Genomic DNA, 22,548 nt, shown 5'->3' with positions numbered 1-22,548 from the left:
CTCGGGATCGGGGATGGGCTCGGTTGTCAGCGCGGCAACGAGTAGAGATCGAGAGTCGATGCGCCGGAACGAATTTCAGCGATGATTCTCGCTTCCTTGTCTTCGCGCTCGCGGGAGGACTCCAGGACTTCGGGCCACCGGTGCTGCGGTATGACCACGACCCCGTCCTCGTCGCCGACGATCAGATCGCCGCGTTCGATGCGCACGTCACCGATCCGGATCGGGCCACCGAGGCGACCGGACCCGTCGGGGTCCTTGACAGTGCCCTTGATGCAGATCGAGGACGAGAACACCGGAAAACCGACGCGTTCGAGTGCGCCGAGGTCTCGAACTCCGCCGTCGAGTACCAGTCCGCTCAGACCGCGGGCGCGGGCGGCCTCGCTGAGGATCTCTCCCCAGTAACCATATTCGTCGGTAGAAGTCGTCTGCACTACCAGGACGTCGCCGGGTGCGGCCTCTGCGACCGCGCGGTGCAACCACAAGTTGTCGCCTCCCGGGCACAGCACCGGAAACGCGGGGCCGTACACCGCCGCCGCATACGCGGGCCGCAAGCGGGCCGGCAGGGCACCGACGCGTCCGGCTGCCTCGTGCACGGTGGCGGCGGAGAAGCGATCGGCGACTGCCGTCGCGGCGGCAAGGGGGCGATCTGCAGAAGAGGCAACCATGTCAATCCTTGGGCTCGGAGGGCGACGGATCACTGTGACGCCGCCGTGTGACTCACACCATACGATGAATTCAAGATTGAATGCAATCCTCCTTCGCGAACCCTTGCCTACGGACGACGAACCCACCCCTCCTTATTGCATTCAATCTTGAATGTGATGTACGGTCCCGACATGCCTCAATGTGAGGCCAATCACTTCGTATGCCGCCGCTCTCGTCGCGCCACGGCGACGACGAACTCTCCCTCGCCCTCCCCGGAAGGACGGCCATGAGTACCGACAACCCGGTTCGCTCCCGTGCCGATGTGCGCCGCGTGGCGCTGTCGAGCTATCTCGGCACCACCATCGAGTACTACGACTTCTTGCTCTACGGCACCGCTGCTGCGCTCGTGTTCAACAAGGTCTTCTTCACGAATCTGAGTCCGGTGATCGGTACGATCGTCGCGCTGTCCACGCTGGCGGCCGGCTACGCGGCCCGGTTCATCGGCGCCATGGTCTTCGGACACTTCGGCGATCGAGTCGGTCGCAAGAACGTCATGCTCGTGACCATGGTCGTGATGGGTCTGACCAGTGGACTCATCGGACTTCTCCCCACCTACGGCCAAATCGGGGCTGCTGCACCGCTTCTGCTGGTCTTTTTACGCCTCATCCAGGGTTTCGCGGTCGGCGGCGAGTACGGCGGCGCCGTCCTCATGGTCTCCGAGCATGCAAACACCAGCAAGCGTGGACTCGCAAGCAGCTCCGCCGCGATGGGTGCTCCGACCGGCTCAGTGATCGCCACCGGCGCCATGCTGTGGGTGGCCTCGCTGCCAGAAGATCAGATGCTGAGCTGGGGCTGGCGGGTGCCATTTCTCTTCAGTTTTGCGCTCCTGGCCCTGGGGATGTACTTCCGGGCACGGATCCAGGAGAGTCCGGTCTTTCTCGACAACCGCGCAGCAATCAGTACCCCGGCGAAGGGGACCCCGATTCTGGCGCTGGTGCGCTCCAATCCCGCCATCTTGTTCAAGTCCATCGTGTTCCAGATCGGCCCCTACTGCGGCATGGGCATCTTCGGAATCTTCATCATTTCCTACGCCCCGACGATCGGTTACTCCCGGTCCACAGCGCTCGCAGCAGCTTTGCTCGGCACGCTCCTCAGCATCTTCATGACACCGATCTACGCCACTCTGTCCGATCGAATCGGACGGCGCCCGGTCGTCATCGGCGGAATCCTCGCCACCGCGGTCCTGGCTTTCCCGATCTTCCATCTCGTCAATCTCGGAAGCCCCGCCATCCTGGTGACCACCATCTCGCTCTACCTCGGATTGGTCATGCCCTCAGTCACCGGCGTCGCACCTGTCATGCTTACCGAATTGTTCACGACGGAGCTGCGCTATACCGGCGTGTCCACCAGTTACCAGCTCGCACAGACGGTCGGGTCCGGCTTTTCTCCGCTGATCGCAACCTCACTACTGGCCGCGGCGGGCGGGGCAACCAGCACCTGGCCGGTCGGGCTGTTCCTGGTGCTCACCGCTGCGGCCAGTGCGTGGGCCGCACTCACGCTTCCGGAGCGGTCCCGTCAGAGCCTTGCGTCGGTCAGAGCAGACGCTGCCGAGCAACGGCTCGCCGCACCCCGGGGATAACCAGAAGCGATCGACAGTGAGCTACCCGACGCCCATCGCAACCGAACGAGCGCCGGCTGTCATCGCTGCTCTACCAACTGCCGAAGAATGCCAGCGCGACCACAACATTCCATTCGGTGCCTGGCCTAAAGCATCCCTTCGCGGCTGAACATAAAGAGAGAGCGGCACCGTGCACGAACGGCACCAGCGTTCCGCTGGTGCCGTTCGTATTTACCCGGCCGGTACTGCTAGTGCGGCGTCGGCGAAGGATTGTGACGGTCACTGCTGAGCCGAAAGCTATTCTGGCACAGCCGAAATCTGTGGGAAATCGGCGGAGGTAGACCAGAAGCTGGACCCCGGGTGAGTGGCTGGCCTCATGGGTCGCGAAGGTCAATCGGCCAGTTCGTCGCCGAACGAGGCCCCGGACCCGCTCGGCGATGGTGCCGAAGAAGTGACCAAGGCGCAAAGGGCCAGTCGGGCGTCACCGGTGAGAATGCGGTACCGGTCCGCGTTCGGCTACCAAGACGGCGGGTCACGGTTGTCCTATGCGCCGGACTCGTGGCTGCGTGCGTACTCGACGAGGGAGTCGGTGGTGCGTTGGATGTGCCGGGCCAGGGCGTCGGCCGCTTCATCGACCTTGCGGGCGACGGTGAGTTCGGCGAGTTGACGGTGCTCGCACGCGACGTCCCGGTTGGGTCCGTCACCGAGGTAGCGGGACCAGTATTGATACAGCTCGGATCGGTCGCGCAGCGAGGTGGCGATCGACTCGAGGTGGGAGTTGGCGGCCCCGGCGAGCAGCGCCACATGGAAGTCGCGGTGTACCAGGGCGAAGTCCCGGTTGATGGTTCCGCTCTCGTCGTACATCGCGGTCGCGGCCAGTTGGTGGTGCGCCGCGACGACGGATCCTTCCCACGCCAGGTCTCCGTTGGTGATGGATTCGCGCAGGGTGGCAGTTTCGATGACGATGCGGGCACGGGTGAGTTCGAACAGATCGCCGACCGACAGCGGCAACGTGCTGAAGCCGCGCTGCGGATTGGCCTGCAGCAGACCCTGTTCGGCGAGCCGACCCATGGCCTCACGCACCACGGCCAGACTCACGTCGAACCGCTGGCTGTAGTCGGCGAGTTTCATCTTCGTTCCCGGCGGGATGCGGACGGAGAGCACTTCGTCCCGGATGGCATCGAAGACCACCTCGGTCCGGGTCTGCTTGACGGTCGTTGTCGGCACGCCTCGGATGCTACCGCGTCCAGCACCAAATGACGTCTTTTTATATGAATTGCGAAATTTTGTTGCTTTGCTGAAACTTCTCGCGTACAACTTGTGGTGCATATCACTCACCCCAGCGGCGCACCGCCGCGTTCGAGAGGTTGAACCCGTTATGACCACTACCTCCACTGTCCCGGTTCTGATCGTCGGCGGCGGCGGCGCGGGCCTGTCCGCGTCGATGATCCTGTCCACCTACGGTGTCGAATCACTGCTGGTCAGCGCCCTGCCGAGCACGTCGATCCTTCCCAAGGCTCACGTGCTCGGTCAGCGCACGATGGAGATCTTCACCGAGGTCGGCGTCGCCGACGAGATCTACCAACGCGGCACCCCGCAGGAGAACCTGGTAGCGACCGGCTTCTACGCTGGCGTACAGGGTCAGAATCCCAACGCGGGCCGCGAGATCGGCAAGCTCGAGATCTGGGGGGCGGGCAACCGCGACCCGGAGTATGTCGACGCCAGCCCGTGCCCGACGACCAACCTGCCGCAGATCCGGCTCGAGCCGATCCTCAAGGCCCACGCCGACAAGCTCAACCCCGGCGGGATCCGGTTCAACCACGAAGTGATTGCACTCGAACAAACCGAGACCGGGGTCCGCAGCACCATCCGGGACAGGGCGACCGGCGAGGAGTACCAGGTCCACTCGCAGTACGTCATCGCCGCCGACGGGGGCCGCACGGTCGGCAAACTGGTCGGCATCACCCTCGAGGGGGAACGCAACATCCTCGACATGGTCTCGGTGCACATGAGCGCAGACCTGTCCGATGTGCTCGACGACGACTCGGTGCTGCTGCGCTGGCTGACCAACCCCGATTTCGGCGGCACCTTTACCGGCGGCGTCCTGTGCCCGATGGGCCCGGACCACTGGGGCACCAAGTCCGAGGAATGGGTGTTCCACATCGGCTACCCCCACGGCGACCCGGACACCGGCGACCGAGAGAAGGTCGTCGCGCACATGAAGACGATGCTCGGCATGCCCGACCTCGACGCCGAGATTCATGCCGTGTCGGTGTGGACCATGGAAGGCATCGTCGCCGACCGGTTCCGCGCCGACCGCGTCTTCGTCGTCGGCGACGCCGCCCACAAACACCCACCCACCAGCGGGCTGGGCCTGAACTCCGCCATCCACGACGCCCACAACCTGTGCTGGAAACTCGCCCAAGTACTCGCCGGGCAGGCCGGCGACGGACTGCTCGACACTTACGAGGCCGAACGCAAGCCCGTGATCCTGCGCAATATCGCCAATTCGGTCAACTGCACCCAGGACCGGTTCCGGCTCGATGCCGCTCTCGGGGTGTCCCTGGAGAAGACCCCGGCGCAGAACTGGAAGTCCCTCGAGGTCATTTGGGACCCCTCGCACCCCGAGTACTCCGAGCGTCGTGACCTCGTGAATAACGCCCTCGCCGCGCAGTCCCGCGAGTTCCACCACCACGGCCTCGAGTTCGGCTTCACCTACGACTCGGCGGCGGTCGTCGACGACGGCACCCCCGCCATCGAACCGATCGACGCGGTGCGACTGTACGAGTCGAGCACCAAGCCCGGTCACCCCCTGCCGCATGCCTTCGTCACCCGCCGCGGTGAGATCTTCCCGCTGCAGAACCTGACGCACGGCGGCAAGTTCGTACTCATCGCCGGCGAAGACGGGCAGGCGTGGGTCGAGGCGGCCGCCAAGATTGCCGAAAGCGCCGGGATCGCCCTCGAGGCGGTCACCGTCGGCGCCGACGACGCCGACCTTGCCGACGTGCGCTTCGCGTGGTTGCGCAAGCGCCAAATCACCCGCGACGGAGCGGTTCTGGTGCGCCCGGACCGGTTCGTCGGGTTCCGCTCCGCCGGTGCCGTCGCCGACCCACAGGCCGTCCTGACCGACGCCTTCGACCGCATCCTGTCCACCACCGACCTGGGAGCACAGCAGTGAAATTCGCCAACTACGACGGCCGGGCCGTCGTCACCGACGGCACCCGCGCCGTGCACGTCGCCGACGCCAGCAACGGCAAGTTCGCCGACGAACCGGACCGGATCTACACCGTGTGGGACGAGTTCACTGCGTGGGCGCAGACCGTCGAGTTGACCGACGGTTTCCTCCTCGACCGCAGCAAGCTCTCGGCACCGTCACCGCAGCCGCGTCAGGTGTTCGCCGTCGGACTCAACTACGCCGAGCACGCCCGCGAGAGCGGGCTGGACAACCCCACCGAGCCCGCCGTGTTCACCAAGTTCCCCAGCTCGGTCACCGGCCCGGACACCGTGCTCGAGCTCCCCACCGAGACCGTCGACTACGAAGCCGAGCTGGTGGTGGTGGTCGGACGCTACAGCCACCGCGTCTCCGAGTCCCAGGCGTGGGATCACATCGCCGGGCTGACCGTCGGCCAGGACATCTCCGAACGTATCCGCCAGCTGATCGGTCCGGCCCCACAGTTCAGCCTGGGAAAATCCTTCCCCGGATTCGCACCGACCGGCCCGTGGATCGTGACCCCCGACGAACTCGAGCACCGCGACGATCTCGGGATCGGCTGCTCGATCAACGGACAGGTCATGCAGGACGGACGCACCGACGATCTGATCTTCTCGGTACCGGCCATCGTGTCGAGGCTCTCGGCGATCCTGCCGCTGCTACCCGGGGACCTGATCTTCACCGGTACCCCGTCCGGGGTCGGTGGGGCCCGCAAACCCCCGGTGTTCCTGCGCGACGGCGACATCCTCGAAACCTGGGTCGAGGGCATCGGCACCATCACCTCCACCTGCCGCACCGGAACCCCGTACCCGGCCGGCCACTAGTCGTAACAGGAGCACATCATGGCACTTCACCGACTCGGATCCGTGACCATCGGCGTCCCCAACGTCGCCGAAACCGCGGCCTACTACGAGGATTTCGGACTCACACCGCTCGGAGCGAACCGGTTCGCGACCACGGACGGAGGCGAGCAGTTGCGGGTGGTGCACGCGGCTCGGCGGCAAGTCGTCGAGATCACCATCGGCGCGCAGGACCAGGACGACATCGACCGGATCGCCCGGCAGATCGAGCGGCTGGACCTGGCGGCCTCGGTGACCGAGGGCCGGGTCGAGGCGCTCGAACCGATCGCGGGGTTCAAGGCCGTCGTGCAGGTCATGCCGCACCTGGCCCAGGAGCCCGTCCCGGCCACGCCCTATAACGGTCCGGGCCGCATCGACCGCGGTACCGGGAGGGCGCCGGGCATCCTGCGGGACGAGCGGGTGCGTCCGCACAAGCTCGGGCACGTGGTGATCGGGTCGACCGACCAGGCCGCGACCCAGAAGTTCTTCACCGAGGGCATCGGCCTCAAAGTCAGTGACGTGGTCCCGTCCCTGGCCGCCTTCATGCGGTGCTCGACCGACCACCACAACGTCCTCGTGCAGCAGGCACCGGTGAATTTCCTGCACCACACCTCCTGGCAGGTCGACGACATCGACGAGATCGGCCGCGGCGCGATGGCAATGCTCGAACAGGATCCCGCCCGGCACGTGTGGGGCCTGGGCCGCCACCACATCGGGTCGAACTTCTTCTGGTACCTCAAGGATCCGGCCGGCAACTTCTCCGAGTACTACTCCGACATCGACTGCATCGTCGACGACGCCTTGTGGGAACCCGGGGTGTGGGACGCCGCGCACAGCCTGTTCAACTGGGGACCGCCGCCACCGCCGTCGTTCGTCATGCCCGAGGACCTCGCCGCACACATGACCGGATCGCACAATGCGAGTTGATTCGTCACCGGTGGAGGGCGCCCTCTGGGTGCCCTCCGCCGAATTCGTCGCCCAGTCACGGTTGACGGCGTACACCGACTACCTCGCTGCCGAGCGGGGGCGCACGTTCGACGACTACCGGCAGCTGTGGCAGTGGTCCACCACCGATCTCGCCGGATTCTGGAGCTCGCTCCGCGACTTTTTCGACCTCGACGTCGACGACCGCGATCGCATCGTCGACGAGGGCACCGGCATGCCCCACACGAACTGGTTCGTCGGTGCGAGAACAAATTACGCCGCCAATGCTCTGCGCACCTCCGGGCCGGGTATCGCCGTCGAGTCCCTGGATGAGACCGGCGCCCTCGACACCCTCACGTGGGACGAACTGCGCCTACGGGTCGGAGCTCTCGCCCACTGGTTCCGCAGCCAGGGCATCGAGCCAGGGGACCGGATCGTCGCCTACATTCCGAACGTCGCGGCCGCGGTGGTCTCCATGCTCGCCTGCGCAGCCGTGGGAGCGGTGTGGGCCTCGTGCGCGCAGGAGTATTCCGCAGACGGTGCCCGCGACCGGTTCGCTCAGCTCGAACCGAAGATTCTCATCGCCGCCGACGGCTACCACTACGGAGGCAAGAAGCACGACCGCCGCGCGCAGGCGACCGCACTGGCCGCAGCCCTCGACTCGGTCGAAACGGTGTTGTGGATCGACAACCTCGGCTCCCTCGACGCAGACTCCGCCGGTCCCCGTTTCGACGAGGTCACCGCGACCGGCCGTGAACCCGAATACACCAGGGTGGAATTCGATCATCCATTGTGGGTGCTGTTCTCCTCCGGCACCACCGGCCGACCCAAGGGTATCGTCCACGGCCACGGTGGCATCATCCTCGAGCACGCGAAGTTCCTCGGGCTGCACGCCGACCTGAAACCCGGGTCGACATTCCTGTGGTTGGCCACCCCCAGTTGGATGGTGTGGAACGTGCAGGTCTCGGGTCTGCTGTGCGGGGCGACTATCGTCACCTTCGACGGCAGCCCCGCCTGGCCGGACCCCGCCCAACTGTGGCGCATCACCGACAAGCTCGAACTCGACTTCCTCGGCACTAGCGCCGCCAGCCTGATCGCGGCCCAGACGCTCGCCGCCCATCCTCTCGACGTCGCCCCCGGACTGCGGCTGCGCGCGATCGGGAGCACCGGGTCGCCCTTGCCGCCGAGCACCGCGCAGTGGGTGTCGCAGATGCTGCCCGAGGTGTGGCTCGCCTCGGCCAGCGGCGGAACCGACATCTGCTCCGCATTCGCCGGCGGCATCCCCACCGAACCGGTGTTTGCAGACCAGATCCAAGGCCCCCTGCTCGGGGTCGCACTCGAGGCATGGGACACACACGGCTCTCCGATCGTGAACGAGACCGGCGAAATGGTCGTCACCCGCCCGATGCCGTCGATGCCGCTCTTCTTCTGGGACGACCCGGACTTCACCAAGTACACCGACGCCTACTTCGACCGGTACCCCGGCATCTGGCGCCACGGCGACTGGATCACCGTCACCGACCGGGGCGGGGTGATCGTGCACGGACGCTCCGACGCGACGATGAACCGGCAGGGTGTGCGCATCGGTAGCGGCGAAATCTACGAAGTGGTCGAGCAACTCAACGAGGTACGCGATTCTCTGATCGTCGGCGTCGAGCTCGACGACGGCGGGTACTGGATGCCCCTGTTCGTCGTTCCCAGCCGCCCGGTGCCGGACACCGACACCTTCACCAAGACCATCCGGGACACCATCCGCGGCGGCGTCAGCCCCCGGCACGTACCCGACGACGTCATCATCGTCGACGCCCTCCCCCACACCCGCACCGGCAAGAAACTCGAGGTGCCCGTCAAAAGAATTCTGCAGGGAGCCGACCCGGCATCAGTGGTCAACCCCCAGGCCATCGATAACCCCGACGCGCTCACCAAATTCCGCACTTTCCGTCCGCAGACCACCAGTACGCCGGGGTGACCTGAGCCAGGCCGCGGCGGGGCCTGGCCTGTCCGCAGTACCCCAGCGGACGTCGGCACCGACCCTCACCGGCGCTCCCTGGTTTCGCCGAGATGTCCGGTTCCGGCGTGCGGAATGCCGAGGTGTCGAGCTTGCCCAGTAACCGGTCGGCCATCGGTGAGCGGTCACCTATCCGCTGTGGAACTATCTGTCCGTCGGCGCGGCCTGAGGTCGAACGCACGGGCTCCCTCATCTGGAGCGGTAGATTTGCGCTCTGTTCTTAGGTTCGGGTTTGCGCAGCAATCTATGCAGGGCCGCACGAGCGACGTTTCCGATGACTGATCGCGGTCCTACGCCCTGCGTCTCGATGTTGGGCACCAGTGGGCGTGACCCCAGTTAGCGGGCCACGGTGCGGCCGTAAACGTCGTAGGTTCGTCGAGATTCTGGACCGTGCCGCCCCCGGCTTTGAAGGATGTGCGCACCGCGGAGCAGTCGGCTGTGGCGTCCACTTCGAGGGAGCCGTCGACGACAGATAGCACCCACATGTCCAGGTCCTTGAGCAGGTCAGCGGACCCGCTATCGCACCCATCGCATGCACAGTCGGGAAGCGATGCCAACCTCACTGCCGGGTTGCCAGCGGCAATCGTGACGTTGAAGGGATGGTCGCTATCCACCGGTGGGTGGGCCGTCAACACCAGTGGAACCGCGCCGTCGCCGGCCGGCTCGAGGACTGTGTCGGTTCCGCCGGGTTCCATGGGGCGAAGCGCCCAGTCCACACGCGATGCTTCTCGCGCCCAGCCGCGGTCGAGGAGCACCTTTGTCCACGCTCGCGCTCTGGCCACCACGATCAGGAACTTCTCGGGGTTGGTGCAACGCTCGTACGCTTCCTCGTCCGGCTTGGGGCCACCCTGATACGGGCCGGTGACCGCGAATGCCGCATCGACGTCGTCGAGCAGTTCGCACATTTCTCGCGAGAGCAACGGCTCGTTCTCTCCCCAAGCGGTTTCGCGCGCACGGAGAATATTGTCGTTGTAACCTTCCCACCACGATCGCGCCGGATCTGTCACCACCACAGGGACGTTACCCGTCGCCCGCTCACGAATCTGGATTCGCATGTGTCCTGGTACGTGATCCTTGACCGGTCAGCGAATCGTCATTCGGCTCCGATGGGCGTCCGCTGACGGCGAGCGCTGCGACACTATGGCCATGACGTCTGATCTTGCGGTCAACCTCCTGGACACGTTCCCCGGCCGCATGTTGATCGATTGGTGGGGAGAGTGGCGCGCACTGCACCCGGAGTTCTCCTCCGCGCAGCAATACGCCGACTCGATCGACACCGAGGACTACTCCGGACGCGTCGCGATGGTCCTCCACATGTATTTGTACGGCGGCGACTTCCAGGACGTCATCGGCCTTGACACCTCAGATCCCGAGGTCGTGGAAATGAGCGAGGCTGTCGCGACCGCACTCTCCTCGCCCAGCCGGGAAACGCTGCTCTCCCCACAGAGTCATCACGGCAACCTCACCGAGTGGCGCGCATTCAGTGTCGCAAACCGTAACCAGCCCAGCGCTTTACCTGATGGTGCCTTGTGGACGGCGACGAAGTTCGATTGTGGAAGCGATGCCTGGCTGCTCCACGGCGAACACGACGCCGAACGGAGTCCTCTGCGCTACGACATTCATTTCGACCCCGCGAATGCGCGGATCGCGCGAGTCGATTCAGCTCTCGCCTGGGAGGCGCTGCTGAAGGCGCATCCCCGCGAGCACGCCGGGACCCTGTTTCCCGATTGGCCGTCGATCGCCCAGCATTGGGACGCGGTCCACGTATCGCTCAGTGGACTGCTCTGCGCCGAGCCGCTGATATCGCAGGTTCCCTACACCGGAGGTGACACCACCGGATACACACACTGCCACTCCGGCCCGTACATCGGTGTCGCCGAGTGGGCCGTTCCGAGCACCGCCTGGCTTCGTCCCTCAACCCACATGAGGGTCGAGCCCACTCCTCCCGCTGCTGGAACGTAAGGGTTCGCCGACCGGACGACGATCCCTTGTCAGAGCATCGTCCGCTGGCGGTCTGGCCTCGCCACTCAACCAGTCTCCGCTGGGGGTCGGCATCGCCCCGCCCGCTTCCGAGGAATGGAGGAAACCGTTCCGGTCCGATTGACCGATGTGCGCTGGTGCAGTTCTGACACGCTATGCCAATGGGTGGTAGAGGACATTCAATGAGGCGCGTCGCGCGAATGACGGCGTACGCGGGATTGGCGAGCATTGCGATGATGAGCAGTGGATGCGGCTCTGGAGACTCACAGGAGGAGATCAGCGTTGAGTCGACGCTGGTCACTGCATCCGCGCCAGACCAAAAAACGGTTCGTGACTCGCTCGCATCCGCGATTCCCTATCGAATCAGAGAACAGTTGCAGGACCCCCGATGGGAGTTAGTCTCCGACGTCGATCTCAATGATGCGGCCGGGGAGGTCTGTCGATTGGCGGCTTCCGATGGTCCAGTTGCAGCACAGGAGTACGTCCGCGACAAGTTTAAGAGACTGGAGGGCGCCGAAAACGAGTTCATCCGCGCCGTCACCGTTGTGGGTTGCCCAGACCAATAAGCGAACGCCGGAACCGAACGCCTATCGGAGTACAACCGGTTGCCGATCCGCTTGCGGAACGACGGTCGACTGCCGCCGGCACGCGCTGAGACGCCACTTCGTCCGAAGCAGGTTCGGGCAAAGGATCCTCTTTCTCTTGCCCGACGACGTCACTACCGGGAGAGTCACGACGATGAGTGTTCCCGATCGTACCGAGCTCGATCGGCTCTTCATGCTGTGGAAAAACAGATTGTGGACTGCGTTTGGTGTCTCTGAAAACGAGGCAGCGAGCGAACCGGAGCTCTATCGCTTCAGGGTCACCGGGATCGGTCGGCTCGACGAGAACTCTCTGGAGATCCACATCGAGTTCGCGCCTAATGCCGTCTACGGCATCGAGCACGTGCCCGCCTCGAAGGCTGGCATTGTGATCGCGCTGTACTCACATGGTGAGGTCAACGCTCCACCCGGGATGGAGCATCTGCTGACCGAATTCATCACGTCCGGCGGGATCCACCCCGCCAACCTCGTAGGCACGGATGCCGACGGTCATCCCCGGGTCTTCTGGGACACAGCAGGATAGGAACCCGCAGGCGAGTGTCCCGTGCCGGGCACTCGTACATCTGGTCATGGTGGCAGACGCCACCAGGCCAACGGTGACCTGTTCCGTATGCGGATCGTTATCCGGTGCCCTAGGCGTTCGTCCATCAAATCCGGCCTTGGTGTTAATGCGCAGAGGTGGCCGAGCGATCAGTACATTGAGGCCCCGCCCTACGGAAACTTGAGTGCCTGGTTTGTGCCAGCAAGGGGGAGGCGACCCCGGCGAAAGTGGTGTGGCCAATGACAGGCAGAACAATTGCAGCTGGTCTTGGCGCGCTAGCCCTCATTGCTGTCGCGTCGGTCGGAATCTACACAGTGATTAGCCGGCCACCACCCAGCGTGTCGCTGCAACTACCGACGGCTACCAGCCTCGTGGCCAAGTTGGACTCTGTGGAGAATCCCCACCTTTCGGCGGACGTCAGAGCGCGTGACGTCTCCGGTATCGGCCCAGCTCCGCAGAAGATGGATCCAAGGGGCACCCCGCCAAGCCTCACCGTCACAAATAACGTCATCGAAGTGGCCCAGGACGGACCGAACAGACTTACCGTCACCCGAATCATTCGGTATGACTTTCCGGATGGAGAAGACATCGAGACCGAACCAGCGAAGGTTCCATTCGTCCTCGAGTCAGACGGCGAGTGGCGAGTCGACAGAGAGTACCTATGCGCACAAGTAGAGGCCATGGAGACGACAATCTGGGAAAGCGGGCGCACCGTTAAACCCGATCCCGGGTGCGTCTAACCGCAAACGGATCCATCACCGGGATCACTCCGTCACCGGCCGGCCGAGTAGAAAATTGGCAAGTGAACGTTCGTGGCGATGATGCAGTATCGACTTATGTCTCCGACGATCGGAACCGTTCGTAGCTGGAACCTCGACGAGGGCTGGGGCGTCATCGACTCACCCGAGACGCCCGGTGGTTGCTGGATACACGCGACGACGCCCTCTACGAAGACTCGCATGGGCTTGGATCCTGGTCGTCAAGTGTTCTTCGAGTGGGAACGCCTACCTGGGGAGGGAGTTCAGGACGGCTACGACTTCGTCGCTAGCGACGCATGGTACGTCGGCGACGAACCGTATCGCCGCCCCCAGAGTCCTAGCACCGGTGCGTTCAGCACGTCATTGACGATCACCCTCGACGACGACCCTGACCACAAGGCTCACGGGATTCCGCCCGGGGTTACGCCTGAGGAGTACTTCCGCCCAGAACCCCCTGGCAGCAGTTGAGAGAACCGATCAGCGATCCGCTTTCGGGACGAGCGCCTGACCCTTCCGGTGCGCGCTGGGCGTCGATCTCGTCCCGGTGCAGGTTCCGCTTGCGGGAACCACCTGTCCGCCGACGCGTTCTCGGCCGGACCACCCACTGGTGTTCCTCACGGTGGACAATAAGCATATGAGTGACCGTCCCCCGTTAGCCGAAGTTGACCTTCGTAAGGGGCAAACGGTGATCTACACCGGGCCTGAGGCGCGGGAAATCTACGAGGAACACACACGTCCCCGGACGTTGTGTAGCGGGCATCCCGGGAGGATTGCCGATCCCACTCGACAGCACATCCGAGTGGACTGGGTCGGTCTTGAACATGAACCGATCAGCTATGCAGTTGGCTTCTGCCTCGAGCGTGATCGGGTTGTACCTGGACTATCTGCCATTACGGAATCCGAGTACGAGAGGCTCGCAGAACAGGTGCGGTCCGCTTCCCATCTGGAACTCTGAGTAGGAGAGCGCCCCAGCTTCGGTGTCCGCTCGACGATCCGCTTCCGGCACGTTGTGCGCTCTCGATTCCTTGGAGGTCAGCTCGCTTGCTGCTTCAGGTCGCCGTAGTGGGTGTGGGCCTTCGCTGTGAGGAGCCAAAAAGGTGCTGTGTCATCGGCATCTACGAGATAGCCGTTCTTCTTTCCGTCCGAGAGGTACTGCTTGCGCACCCAGTCCTCCATCCCTTCGGGTGACTGGTCGGGCAGACCGTAGAGCACAGCGAGTGCCTGTTTGAGCTGATCGTCATTGCCTGGCGTTGCTTCCGCAGCCACAGCGCCTTGCTGCTCTCACCAGCGCGATGTAACTGCGCGACGCGCATCGCTAGCTCCAGCACGAATGGTTGGTTCTGATTCATGATTCCTCCCGTACCCTGCCTCGATCGTATGAGCAACTCGCGTCATTTGGACGAGGGAATTGCGCCTAGACGTGGGAGGCGTTGATCCACCGGTCACCGATTGGGCATCCTCGATCGGGCGACTACTAACCGAACGTGAAGCGCAGATTCGCGTTGATGAGTTCATTCACTCGCTTGCGCATGCGGACGGTCGTTTCCCTGTCCGGGACTGGTTCATCGACGATCAATGTCCAGCACAGAGTAGCGCTGCCGCGTGGTGGGCCCGTGATGTCGAAGCGGATCCGTGCATCCGGTCGCCACGGCCAGATTGACGTCCAGACGACGAGGTTCGGTTCCACCGCTTCGGCGATCGTGGGACGTTGTTCGTCGTTGTGCAGGATCAGCCACGGACGAACGGGGTCACGCTCAGGGTTGGTGAGGGCTTCGAAGACAAAGCGAGGCGGTGGTGGTTGGGTGCGACGCCGTCTAGCAATCTCGGGCACACCCGAACCATATCCATGCTTCTCAGATTCCGTTCGCCGATCCGCTCTCGGGACGAGCGCTGACCCCTGCGAGTGCGCGCTAGGCGCCGATCGCGTCCCGGTGCAGGTTCGTTTATCGGCTCACCATCGTCGGACGTGACTACCGTTGTTCCTGTGGCCGACGCGAATGAACCAGGGCCGGGTTCCCAATGGGACGCATCTGAGTTGGCGGACTCCGCCGAGGCGGAGTCGAGGTGGATAGAACAACGTCTGGCTCCGTTCCGGGCCCATACTGTGAGCTCGATAGTCCCGACTGGGTTCGAGTCGTATTGCCGGATCTTCCACCCCGCGTGGACCGCGTACGCGCCTGACGGCTCGGGTGAACGGCCCCTCCGCTGGAACGAGATCGCGGCCCTGAGCGGTGCCGTGTCCCATCCCGCGATGGAGTGGGATTCCATCGTTCGGGGCGTCAGTGAGTCGTCGCGAACTTGGGCAGATCCCCCCTGGCCCGGGGAATTGAAAGTCAATGAAGCCTTAGAAGTGGCGACGGTGCTGGCCGGGCACAGCACGACTCCCGATGTCTGTTTCTTCGCCTTTACAGCGCTCGACAACATGGTCGAGTCTTTCTGCGGCGTCACTTCACGGCCGACGAAGGTCGGGAAGCGGCCGTTTCATGTGTTCACTGGACCGATTGGCCGTATCGCTTCTTCGATCGGTCCTTCGATCGCTCTGTCGAGGCCGAATCTGTGGTGGCCCAGCGATGCCGCATGGTGTGTTGGTTCAGACGTCGACCTGATGACAACGTACGTGGGAGCATCCCGCAGCTGCGTGGAGCAGCTCGTGGCGCTTCAATCGATCGAAGCCATGCCTGTGCCAGGGGACCAGTCGATATTGCGGTCGGCTGACACGGTCAATGATTGAGATCGATACAGGCCTCGAGTCGCTTCGCGAACGAGGCCCGCTCAGCGATCGTCTATCGGTGAACTCCCCCCTCGCAGAACCGCGATCGATTGAAAGGGCTTAGAGGGTGTTAGTGCGTCACAGTGCGGGCAGCTCGGCGACCAAACCCTCAAGCAACTCGATGTCGTGGCGGTCGGGCCGCGGTCGGGCGAGCGACGCTATGTCGAGCTCAGACGGGAAGCCGGCGACTACGCGGCCCGGGTCGAGTCGATCCAGGACCGCGTACCACTCGGCCAGCGGATCGGAGAGTCGGGCATGCAGATCGAAATGACCGCGCCGGCGAGTGCTGTCGCCATTGCGTTGCGCCACCAGTTGCTGCGGATCGGGTATCGACAACAGGACCGCATCGGCGAATCCGAGACGACGCTGGGCGAACATCTGCCGGACAGCGGCCAGTTCGTGCTCGAACCGCGTGACCGGTTCGGCACCCACTGCGACCAGGCACCAGCTGTAATGCAATTTCAGCGGGTCACTGTCACACACCGCCACACCGGTGGCGTCCTCCAAAGTCAGCGCCTGTGTCCACCGCTGCGCATTGACCTGCGCCCAGTACGTCGCCTGCTCCGCCAAATCGGACCCGTCTGGTTCCTGCCCTGTCGGGATGTATTCGGCGACGAACTGACCACCGGTTGCGCGGCACCAGGTTGTTTTTCCGGCGGCACTGGGCCCTTCGACAGCGACAATCACCGGCACACCCTATCTATCCGGAGACACGACGATCTGAATCGGCGGCGCTCTCCTTGTGGTGTCTCATGAGGCGGCTCCCGATAACGGTCGAATCTGAGACGGTCAGGATTGAATGCTCCTCGTGGGATGAGGAACTCCCCCCTCAGGTGAAGACGCCTCCGATTTCTGATCGGGGCATCTCCGGGCACGCGCGCCAGGCTGACGTCCTGGTCGATGTCAAGATCACTACATGAAACTGAAGACCCTGGTTGGCGGCAACGGATGGGTAAGACCGAAGAAATCGCCAGTGTCCGATCCCGCCGAGACGCCCCATGAGCTCAGGATGACGGGTCGCGGATCGTATTACTCCTACAGCTTTGATCTCGGCCCCGGTTTAGACATATTCGCGATTGCGGATCGTCTACTAACAAAGAATTTGGCCACCGTCGCTGCATCACCAGCGACGACCAAACTCAGGGTCGGCAAGAGGGTAATCGAGGCGGAAAAGGCACACCAGCATGCGGAGACGTTCGATCAGTTTCTGACCGAGATGTATTCGGAAACACCGCGTTTTAAGGAAATGATTCGCATCTCGAAGGGGCTTTCCTTATCGATCGGCTACGTCGTCCTCAAGGAGGCGATGAAGGCGTATTTACGCCCCTCGAAAGACTTGGAGATCTCTCGGGACGACCGACTCGATGATACGAGGAAGATGGTCAAAGAGTCTGAGGAGAAGCTTCATGACACCCTAATGTCCTACCATATCGACGGGGCACTTCGGGTTCGCATCGAGCAGAAAGAACATTATCCCCGATACTTTAATTCCGAACCCTATGTTCGTTTGGAAATGGACCGAGTTCTATTCGCCGACTCCATCGCGGGAAAGACCGCCAGCCAGGTGTCGCTCATGCTACATCGGTCCGGCATCTGCATTCTCACCTTCTCCACCGATGCCGGCGAAGATATGGACTTCGCTCAAATGCTGTCTGTTCTTGGCGGCTCTTCTCGCAAGTTGGTGCACATGAAGATATCGCGAAGCGTCATGTCTGCGTATGCCAACAGTCACGGAATACGGTCCCTCGTGAAACGAAACCCAACCGACCCAAACCGAGATCCAAATTGGGTGACTATTACACAGGAAGACGCTGCGGCGGTTGATGAAACCCTATCGCTCACCGGGGCCTTTCTTGCATACCTGGGCGCTATAGAGAACATTTCAGGAAGAGAGAATCAGAGCGAGTGGCAGTGTTACACAACGTTGTCACTTGGCGCGCCAACCTGTCGATGCACAGGACCCGAGTGCAAAGAAGTGCACAGGTCTGATTTTGCACGGCTTGCGACGAGAGCGAAGGCTACAACGGCATTGACCGACAAGGCTGAGGATGAGCTTCTCGAGAACCATCTGAAACTATCTCAAACGGAGATCTGGATAGCGCCGGGCAGCGCCATTTATGTCGGGTGGTCTGCGAATTCCCCGGATCTAACGAAGGACCTTCATCAAATCGTTCCACTTGAGTCCGCGATCCTACAAGTGCGGCAGCTCGAACAGATAGACCTTATTACCTCCGCGGCCGTGGTTCGCGATAAGAAGCTTTTCAGGGCACAAAACATACTCGCCGTCGGACTCCAGGAGTATCAACGCAATCTCTTAGTCGGTCCAGACGCCCCTGCAGTCATAGACGCTTTGACTACAAAACAAGGTGCCGAGGACCTCTACGACCGACTAATGGATAGAGTAAAGGTGCTTGAAAGCATGGTCTCCACTCGATATTCACGCACTCAATCCCGTCGGTCGATCGCGATCTCAATATCCGGATTTCTCGCAGTGCTACTGTTTCTACTTCCCCGGATCACAGATTCTATCGAGACATTCTCAAGGCAGGGCGAATGGCCGGTGAAGGCCGTCACTAAGATCGACGAACTATTCGGCGGCCGCGGATCAGTTGTGCTCTGGATCTACCTACTTGCAATATCGGCATTCATTGCCGCCTTCGTTGTGGTCTCCCTTCGTCCACGGTTCAGACCTGTTCGTGCCCGAAAATTCGGATACTCGACCAAGCGCGAGATCGAGATCTCCCTCGTCGATGCTGGTGAAAGAGATAGCTCGTAGGTTCCTATACCAGCGACATGTGAGCAAGGCCAGCAATCGAATGAGTGCGACCCATACCGACGAGCAGCACTGTGCACATGTTCCGCGCGAGGGGGCCAACTCATTGGGGCGATTGCGGTGCGGTAACAGCGCCGAGGTCGGCGCCTGGCCCGCTACCCACAGAGCGACTCTAATTAAAGAGGGCTGTTCGTAGAATAGGATGTGGGTATGTTGATCGGGTATGCACGTTGTTCGTCGTCCGGCGACGACGAACAAGGCCAGCGCGATCAGCTGCGAGTGTTAGGCGTGGACGGCGACTCCATTCATGTGGATCACGGACTGACGGGCACGGACAGGCCCCGACCAGCGTTAACCGCGGCATTGTCGGCGTTGTCCGCTCGTGACACCCTGGTGGTCACCTCGTTGGATCGACTGGCCCGCTCGGTTGCCGATCTCAGCGCGATCGCCAGCGATCTCCAGGCCCGCGATGTGCTGTTGATGTTCGACGGCGCGGTCCACGACCCGCGGGATCCTATTGGGCGAACGGTGTTCGCGATGTTGTCGACTACCTTCGCCGAGTTCGAGTCCGGCCTGATTCGTCTGCGCACGATGGAGGGCAATGGCCGCCGTAAGGCTGCGGGCGGTTTCGCCGGCCGTAAACCACTCCTCAACCCTGCACAACAGTCGTAACTCTACGACCTGCACAACGCGGGGCATTCCGTTGCAGAGCTGACGAAGCGTTTCAATCTCAGCCAGCCAGGCCTGTATAAGTACCTCGCCCGCGAGAAGGCCGCCCGAGGGAATCCCACCCTCCCGGCAGACCACTGAGCGACGTCATCAGCTGGAACAAGGCGGCAAGTCAGCGCGGAGCGGTGTCGCGGCAGCACCGTCTTCCGCAATGAATGCATGCATGCATTAATTCACTCACGCATTCGCCGTGGCCCCGCGACTATCCAGCTCTCGGTCCGTCCTGCTGGCCAAGCGACAGGCGCTACATCGTCTCGGACGTCTCGCAGGTGGAGCAGTAGATCCGGCTGAGGGTGCAGTCTTTGCCACACGAGCTCCAGTCTTGGCAGCGGTGGCACTCCTCGCGGTTGCGCTCGGTCGCAGCGGAGGTCCAGCACGTATTGCAAAGCCAACAGCCATTACTTCGCTGGAGGGCGCGGGCCATATCGTCCCAGAGGAAGTGGAAGTCGCCCTTCACCCAGTACCCGCCGCCGACGATCGGCACGGTGTTGTCTGGATGGAGGATCCGCGAGTCGTAGTCAGCTGTCATCCGGTCTACGTGGGCGAGTTGCTCACGGTGGTTGATCAGCGCACCCTCCAGATCGGCCTCATCGACCGTCCACCGCTGCCCGTGCTTGACCGCGGCGATGCGGTCATCGCCGAACCAGACGGTACCGCAGCTGCTCGCAGATCGCCGGTACCAGCCGTAGGCGTTGGTCGCAGTGCCCGGCTCGCGCTTGAAGCGATCTACGGCGTCGGAGAGAGGTATGCGCACGATTCCGACCATACTGCGAGGCGGTGACAATGGCGCGTGCACGAGCTTGCTGCCTCAACGTGGTTGCGGCAGCATCCTCGGTCGCCGTCCGCCGCCCCGGGCGCGAAACAACCCGTGCAACAACCGTCCCGAAGTGACTGCAACAAGGCGGACCCCAGCGTCCTCCACGCAACGGCAAGTGCAACGAGTTGCGCACCTGTTGAAGCGTTACACGCTGCTCGGTTCTCAGTTGTAGGCGTTGCGTTGGGCTATCCGAAGACGTTGCAGACACACCAACTCGGCTGTGCAACGACCCCTGCACTGAATTAATGCATGCACTCACTCACTCACTCACACTTTCCGTTCGGGGACCCGGTGGCCACGCACCAAACATCGATTCCGCTATCGGTCCGGCGCGGCTTTCCCGGACGACAGAGTTGTCCGGCCACACCGGCGTCACCCGCGCCAAGAAACTCGTCGTCCTGGTCGGCTCCCGCAAAGCCCTGGCCGCGGCGGTCCGCACCCCGGACGCGGGCCGCCGCCACACCGCCCTCACCCACCGACTCCAGACCAGATAACTGAGGTTCCGACTGGGGCGCTGGCAGGACCGGCAGCGGATAGCCCGCATGCTCGGCACCTTGCCGCCCCACCGCATTGCCCAACTCGATGCGATCGGATTCGTGTGGAGCGACGACGATCGTCCCCTTCCCGCCGTATCATTCGCCGACTGCAAGCGGCGACGAATGCTCTCCGAGATTGCCGTCTACCGCGAAGAGCACGGTGACGCACTCGTTCCCGCGAACTACGTCACCGCCGACGGTGAACAAGTCGGCCAGTGGCTCTACCGGGCGGTGAAGAAGTGGCGAGCCAACACCCTGCCCGGCGACGAACGGCGTCCACTCGCCGCCCTGTGCGTCTCCCCCGGCCCACGCCCCTGGGGGCCACGAACAGCAGCACAACCCGTCGGATAGCCACCCCTACCGCCCTGCCAGCTCGGACCGCTCTCCGGTCGACAGTGGTGGCGAACTCACATGTGGACCGTAGTTCGGACGAAACATGCAGGGCCATCAGACCTTCCCTGGAGAGTACTCCTCGTCGGTGACGGCTGCCTCGAACGTCAGCTTCACCTCAGGCACGCCCCTCGCTGAGGCGAAAAGACAAGCACCGTGTCGGGAGGACCACGTCCTTCACCACCGACCTCCTCCCAGCGCTCGCTGTGGCCGGCTATGCCCTCATCCGCATACAGGCACACCGGGGAGCGCTAGCTACGCTAGTTATGCGAGCTAGCGACGACCGCGAAGCGGCCGCACGTTCAATCCCTAACGGAGGCACGGCGGCGGCTGCACCGTGCCTCCGTTGCCTGTGCTGCCGTGCCCAGGGTCACCAGATCTCGTGTCCTCGAATCCGGTCCAACTCCCGCGCTCCGGGACGCCTGGCCCGTTACCGTCTGTCGGTATGGGGACCACCTTCCACGGGCCGAGTCCGTGGCCCCACATCACCCGCGCCATCCGCACACGGGGGCATGCTCTGCGGCGATCGGCTACCTCGGGCAGGACGCACCCGCCCTGCTTCCGCTGCGCGCCGGGGACGTGCTGGTCGTCAACGTCTCCAAGGCCGCGGTCCGGGCGCATGCCACCTCCCCTCCCCTACCGCCCTCGCGTACTACGTGAACAAGGGTGTTCGGGTCCTGTCCTCCCCGGCCCTGCACGCGAAGGTGATCCAGCCGAGCGGTGATCGGGTCGGCGAACGCGTCCGAGAACTCCGCCTTCGCCGACGACGCTGTGGTCATCACCGACGACCCCGAGGTTGTTGTCTCGGTGCGGAAGTTCATCGACGGCATCGACGAGATCACCGAGGTCGACGAGGTGTTCATCGGCAAACGCCGCCCGGGAGTGGGAGATCGGCCGGGTGGTGCCGATCCCCGGTGTCAGCGGCAGAATCCACGACCCGGACACGGAGTTTTTGCCTTTCCCGGTCACCCGGATGTTCGTCAAGCATGCCGTCGACTACGAACCCTCCCCGACGGAACACCAGGGGCTTGCCGAGCACCGGGCGCGGCAGCGGACGACGGCTGGGGCGGTGGCGAAGTACCAGCTCGAATCGCTTCGCCTCGACAAACCCGCGGCGTGAAGCGCGGCGACGTGATCGTCTTCGTCTCTGCCGACGACCAGTGGTTTTACCCGCCCGCTGTAGTGGTGTCCGACCGCATGAAGATTCCGCGGTCCGGTGGAGCGGTGCTGTTCTCCCTCCGTATTCGCGCCGATCTGTCCCCTCTTCCCCTCACCGATGCCGAGACGGCGCTCACCGACCTCGGGCATCCCGGGTCACGGCTGCGGACCGATCGCTTTGTCCGCTTCCCCAGCCTCCGGACGCCCTGCTGGCGTTGTGGGACCTCTGAGAATCGGTGAGCGCACCAC

At 63.3% G+C, this 22,548-nt stretch carries 20 protein-coding genes and 2 pseudogenes; 15 read left to right on the top strand and 7 right to left on the bottom strand.

Features of this window, described 5'->3' with window-relative positions; all coding sequences use genetic code 11:
- Nucleotides 1–26: 26 nt before the first annotated feature.
- Nucleotides 27–665 carry a 4-carboxy-4-hydroxy-2-oxoadipate aldolase/oxaloacetate decarboxylase gene (locus tag JWS14_RS46980; RefSeq protein ID WP_206017054.1) on the bottom strand — a complete coding sequence of 213 codons (639 nt, stop codon included), beginning with the start codon at nt 663–665 and terminating at the stop codon, nt 27–29.
- A gap of 266 nt (nt 666–931) precedes the next feature.
- Here JWS14_RS46980 and JWS14_RS46975 point away from each other — a divergent pair, with 266 nt between their 5' ends.
- Nucleotides 932–2,284 carry an MFS transporter gene (locus JWS14_RS46975; protein WP_206017053.1) on the top strand — a complete coding sequence of 451 codons (1,353 nt, stop codon included), beginning with the start codon at nt 932–934 and terminating at the stop codon, nt 2,282–2,284.
- A gap of 522 nt (nt 2,285–2,806) precedes the next feature.
- Here the strand turns inward: JWS14_RS46975 and JWS14_RS46970 are convergent.
- Nucleotides 2,807–3,490, bottom strand: coding sequence for a GntR family transcriptional regulator (locus JWS14_RS46970; RefSeq protein ID WP_241031880.1), 684 nt, complete (start codon nt 3,488–3,490; stop codon nt 2,807–2,809).
- A 151-nt stretch (nt 3,491–3,641) separates the two neighbouring features.
- On the opposite strand from JWS14_RS46970, the gene JWS14_RS46965 reads away from it, so the two are divergent.
- The 4 genes from JWS14_RS46965 to JWS14_RS46950 are packed head-to-tail and all read left to right on the top strand — an operon-like array spanning nt 3,642 to nt 9,206.
- Nucleotides 3,642–5,441 (top strand): FAD-dependent monooxygenase, encoded by a 1,800-nt coding sequence (locus tag JWS14_RS46965; protein ID WP_206017051.1) that lies wholly within the window; start codon nt 3,642–3,644, stop codon nt 5,439–5,441.
- A complete protein-coding gene (locus JWS14_RS46960) occupies nt 5,438–6,298 on the top strand; it encodes a fumarylacetoacetate hydrolase family protein (protein WP_206017050.1) in 861 nt (286 codons plus the stop codon). The genes JWS14_RS46965 and JWS14_RS46960 overlap by 4 nt, the downstream gene beginning before the upstream one ends.
- Before the next feature lie 18 nt (nt 6,299–6,316).
- Nucleotides 6,317–7,240: a VOC family protein gene (locus JWS14_RS46955; protein WP_206017049.1), complete on the top strand. Its 924-nt coding sequence runs from the start codon at nt 6,317–6,319 to the stop codon at nt 7,238–7,240.
- Entirely contained in the window at nt 7,230–9,206 is a 1,977-nt protein-coding gene (locus JWS14_RS46950; protein ID WP_206017048.1) for an acetoacetate--CoA ligase, read from the top strand. The genes JWS14_RS46955 and JWS14_RS46950 overlap by 11 nt, the downstream gene beginning before the upstream one ends.
- Before the next feature lie 329 nt (nt 9,207–9,535).
- Here the strand turns inward: JWS14_RS46950 and JWS14_RS46945 are convergent, their stop codons facing one another.
- Entirely contained in the window at nt 9,536–10,300 is a 765-nt protein-coding gene (locus JWS14_RS46945) for a DUF6226 family protein (RefSeq protein WP_241031879.1), read from the bottom strand.
- Between the two features lie 91 nt (nt 10,301–10,391).
- Between JWS14_RS46945 and JWS14_RS46940 the strand changes: the two genes are divergently transcribed.
- The 4 genes from JWS14_RS46940 to JWS14_RS46925 all read left to right on the top strand — a co-directional run bounded on the left by JWS14_RS46940 (nt 10,392) and on the right by JWS14_RS46925 (nt 13,108).
- Nucleotides 10,392–11,207: a hypothetical protein gene (locus JWS14_RS46940; RefSeq protein WP_206017047.1), complete on the top strand. Its 816-nt coding sequence runs from the start codon at nt 10,392–10,394 to the stop codon at nt 11,205–11,207.
- Between the two features lie 218 nt (nt 11,208–11,425).
- On the top strand, nt 11,426–11,791 hold the full coding sequence (locus tag JWS14_RS46935; RefSeq protein WP_206017046.1) for a hypothetical protein: 366 nt from the start codon (nt 11,426–11,428) through the stop codon (nt 11,789–11,791).
- Nucleotides 11,792–11,963: 172 nt separating this feature from the next.
- Nucleotides 11,964–12,350 (top strand): hypothetical protein, encoded by a 387-nt coding sequence (locus JWS14_RS46930; protein ID WP_206017045.1) that lies wholly within the window; start codon nt 11,964–11,966, stop codon nt 12,348–12,350.
- 257 nt (nt 12,351–12,607) lie between these two features.
- Nucleotides 12,608–13,108, top strand: coding sequence for an MTB12 C-terminal domain-containing protein (locus JWS14_RS46925; RefSeq protein ID WP_206017044.1), 501 nt, complete (start codon nt 12,608–12,610; stop codon nt 13,106–13,108).
- 1,050 nt (nt 13,109–14,158) lie between these two features.
- Here JWS14_RS46925 and JWS14_RS46920 read toward each other — a convergent pair.
- Together JWS14_RS46920 and JWS14_RS46915 are read right to left on the bottom strand one after the other, a co-directional pair.
- Nucleotides 14,159–14,392, bottom strand: a complete 234-nt coding sequence (locus JWS14_RS46920) for a hypothetical protein (protein WP_241031878.1) — start codon at nt 14,390–14,392, stop codon at nt 14,159–14,161.
- A gap of 208 nt (nt 14,393–14,600) precedes the next feature.
- Nucleotides 14,601–14,957 (bottom strand): hypothetical protein, encoded by a 357-nt coding sequence (locus tag JWS14_RS46915; RefSeq protein ID WP_206017043.1) that lies wholly within the window; start codon nt 14,955–14,957, stop codon nt 14,601–14,603.
- Nucleotides 14,958–15,377: 420 nt separating this feature from the next.
- Between JWS14_RS46915 and JWS14_RS46910 the strand changes: the two genes are divergently transcribed.
- Nucleotides 15,378–15,857 (top strand): hypothetical protein, encoded by a 480-nt coding sequence (locus tag JWS14_RS46910; protein ID WP_206017042.1) that lies wholly within the window; start codon nt 15,378–15,380, stop codon nt 15,855–15,857.
- A 117-nt stretch (nt 15,858–15,974) separates the two neighbouring features.
- Here JWS14_RS46910 and JWS14_RS46905 read toward each other — a convergent pair whose 3' ends face one another.
- Nucleotides 15,975–16,589 carry a hypothetical protein gene (locus JWS14_RS46905; protein WP_206017041.1) on the bottom strand — a complete coding sequence of 205 codons (615 nt, stop codon included), beginning with the start codon at nt 16,587–16,589 and terminating at the stop codon, nt 15,975–15,977.
- Between the two features lie 223 nt (nt 16,590–16,812).
- Here JWS14_RS46905 and JWS14_RS46900 point away from each other — a divergent pair, with 223 nt between their 5' ends.
- Both JWS14_RS46900 and JWS14_RS46895 read left to right on the top strand, forming a co-directional pair.
- The gene (locus JWS14_RS46900) at nt 16,813–18,672 is read left to right on the top strand and encodes a hypothetical protein (RefSeq protein ID WP_206017040.1); all 1,860 of its coding nucleotides are present in this window, start codon (nt 16,813–16,815) and stop codon (nt 18,670–18,672) included.
- A gap of 207 nt (nt 18,673–18,879) precedes the next feature.
- Nucleotides 18,880–19,341 carry a recombinase family protein gene (locus tag JWS14_RS46895; RefSeq protein ID WP_241031877.1) on the top strand — a complete coding sequence of 154 codons (462 nt, stop codon included), beginning with the start codon at nt 18,880–18,882 and terminating at the stop codon, nt 19,339–19,341.
- 301 nt (nt 19,342–19,642) lie between these two features.
- On the opposite strand, the gene JWS14_RS46890 is transcribed toward JWS14_RS46895, so the two are convergent.
- On the bottom strand, nt 19,643–20,152 hold the full coding sequence (locus tag JWS14_RS46890) for a hypothetical protein (RefSeq protein ID WP_206017039.1): 510 nt from the start codon (nt 20,150–20,152) through the stop codon (nt 19,643–19,645).
- A gap of 416 nt (nt 20,153–20,568) precedes the next feature.
- Here JWS14_RS46890 and JWS14_RS46885 point away from each other — a divergent pair, with 416 nt between their 5' ends.
- From JWS14_RS46885 to JWS14_RS46875, 3 genes and pseudogenes are all read left to right on the top strand, one after another.
- On the top strand, nt 20,569–20,709 hold the full coding sequence (locus JWS14_RS46885; protein WP_206017342.1) for a hypothetical protein: 141 nt from the start codon (nt 20,569–20,571) through the stop codon (nt 20,707–20,709).
- 6 nt (nt 20,710–20,715) lie between these two features.
- Nucleotides 20,716–21,102 (top strand): annotated as a pseudogene (locus tag JWS14_RS46880) (helicase associated domain-containing protein); the annotation flags it as partial.
- 484 nt (nt 21,103–21,586) lie between these two features.
- A pseudogene (locus JWS14_RS46875) lies at nt 21,587–22,529 on the top strand (phospholipase D-like domain-containing protein).
- Nucleotides 22,530–22,548: the final 19 nt, after the last annotated feature.

Source organism: Rhodococcus koreensis (assembly GCF_017068375.1).
GTDB classification, from domain to species: Bacteria; Actinomycetota; Actinomycetes; order Mycobacteriales; family Mycobacteriaceae; genus Rhodococcus_F; species Rhodococcus_F koreensis.
This window is presented reverse-complemented; position numbering and strand designations above follow the sequence as displayed.

Coding starts and splice junctions, on each gene's coding strand:
- JWS14_RS46950 (WP_206017048.1), top strand. CDS start 7,230: ATGCGAGTTGATTCGTCACCGGTGGAGGGCGCCCTCTGGGTGCCCTCC.
- JWS14_RS46975 (WP_206017053.1), top strand. CDS start 932: ATGAGTACCGACAACCCGGTTCGCTCCCGTGCCGATGTGCGCCGCGTG.
- JWS14_RS46945 (WP_241031879.1), bottom strand. CDS start 10,300: ATGCGAATCCAGATTCGTGAGCGGGCGACGGGTAACGTCCCTGTGGTG.
- JWS14_RS46900 (WP_206017040.1), top strand. CDS start 16,813: ATGAAACTGAAGACCCTGGTTGGCGGCAACGGATGGGTAAGACCGAAG.
- JWS14_RS46940 (WP_206017047.1), top strand. CDS start 10,392: ATGACGTCTGATCTTGCGGTCAACCTCCTGGACACGTTCCCCGGCCGC.
- JWS14_RS46930 (WP_206017045.1), top strand. CDS start 11,964: ATGAGTGTTCCCGATCGTACCGAGCTCGATCGGCTCTTCATGCTGTGG.
- JWS14_RS46935 (WP_206017046.1), top strand. CDS start 11,426: ATGACGGCGTACGCGGGATTGGCGAGCATTGCGATGATGAGCAGTGGA.
- JWS14_RS46895 (WP_241031877.1), top strand. CDS start 18,880: ATGTTGATCGGGTATGCACGTTGTTCGTCGTCCGGCGACGACGAACAA.
- JWS14_RS46925 (WP_206017044.1), top strand. CDS start 12,608: ATGACAGGCAGAACAATTGCAGCTGGTCTTGGCGCGCTAGCCCTCATT.
- JWS14_RS46910 (WP_206017042.1), top strand. CDS start 15,378: ATGGAGTGGGATTCCATCGTTCGGGGCGTCAGTGAGTCGTCGCGAACT.
- JWS14_RS46955 (WP_206017049.1), top strand. CDS start 6,317: ATGGCACTTCACCGACTCGGATCCGTGACCATCGGCGTCCCCAACGTC.
- JWS14_RS46965 (WP_206017051.1), top strand. CDS start 3,642: ATGACCACTACCTCCACTGTCCCGGTTCTGATCGTCGGCGGCGGCGGC.
- JWS14_RS46980 (WP_206017054.1), bottom strand. CDS start 665: ATGGTTGCCTCTTCTGCAGATCGCCCCCTTGCCGCCGCGACGGCAGTC.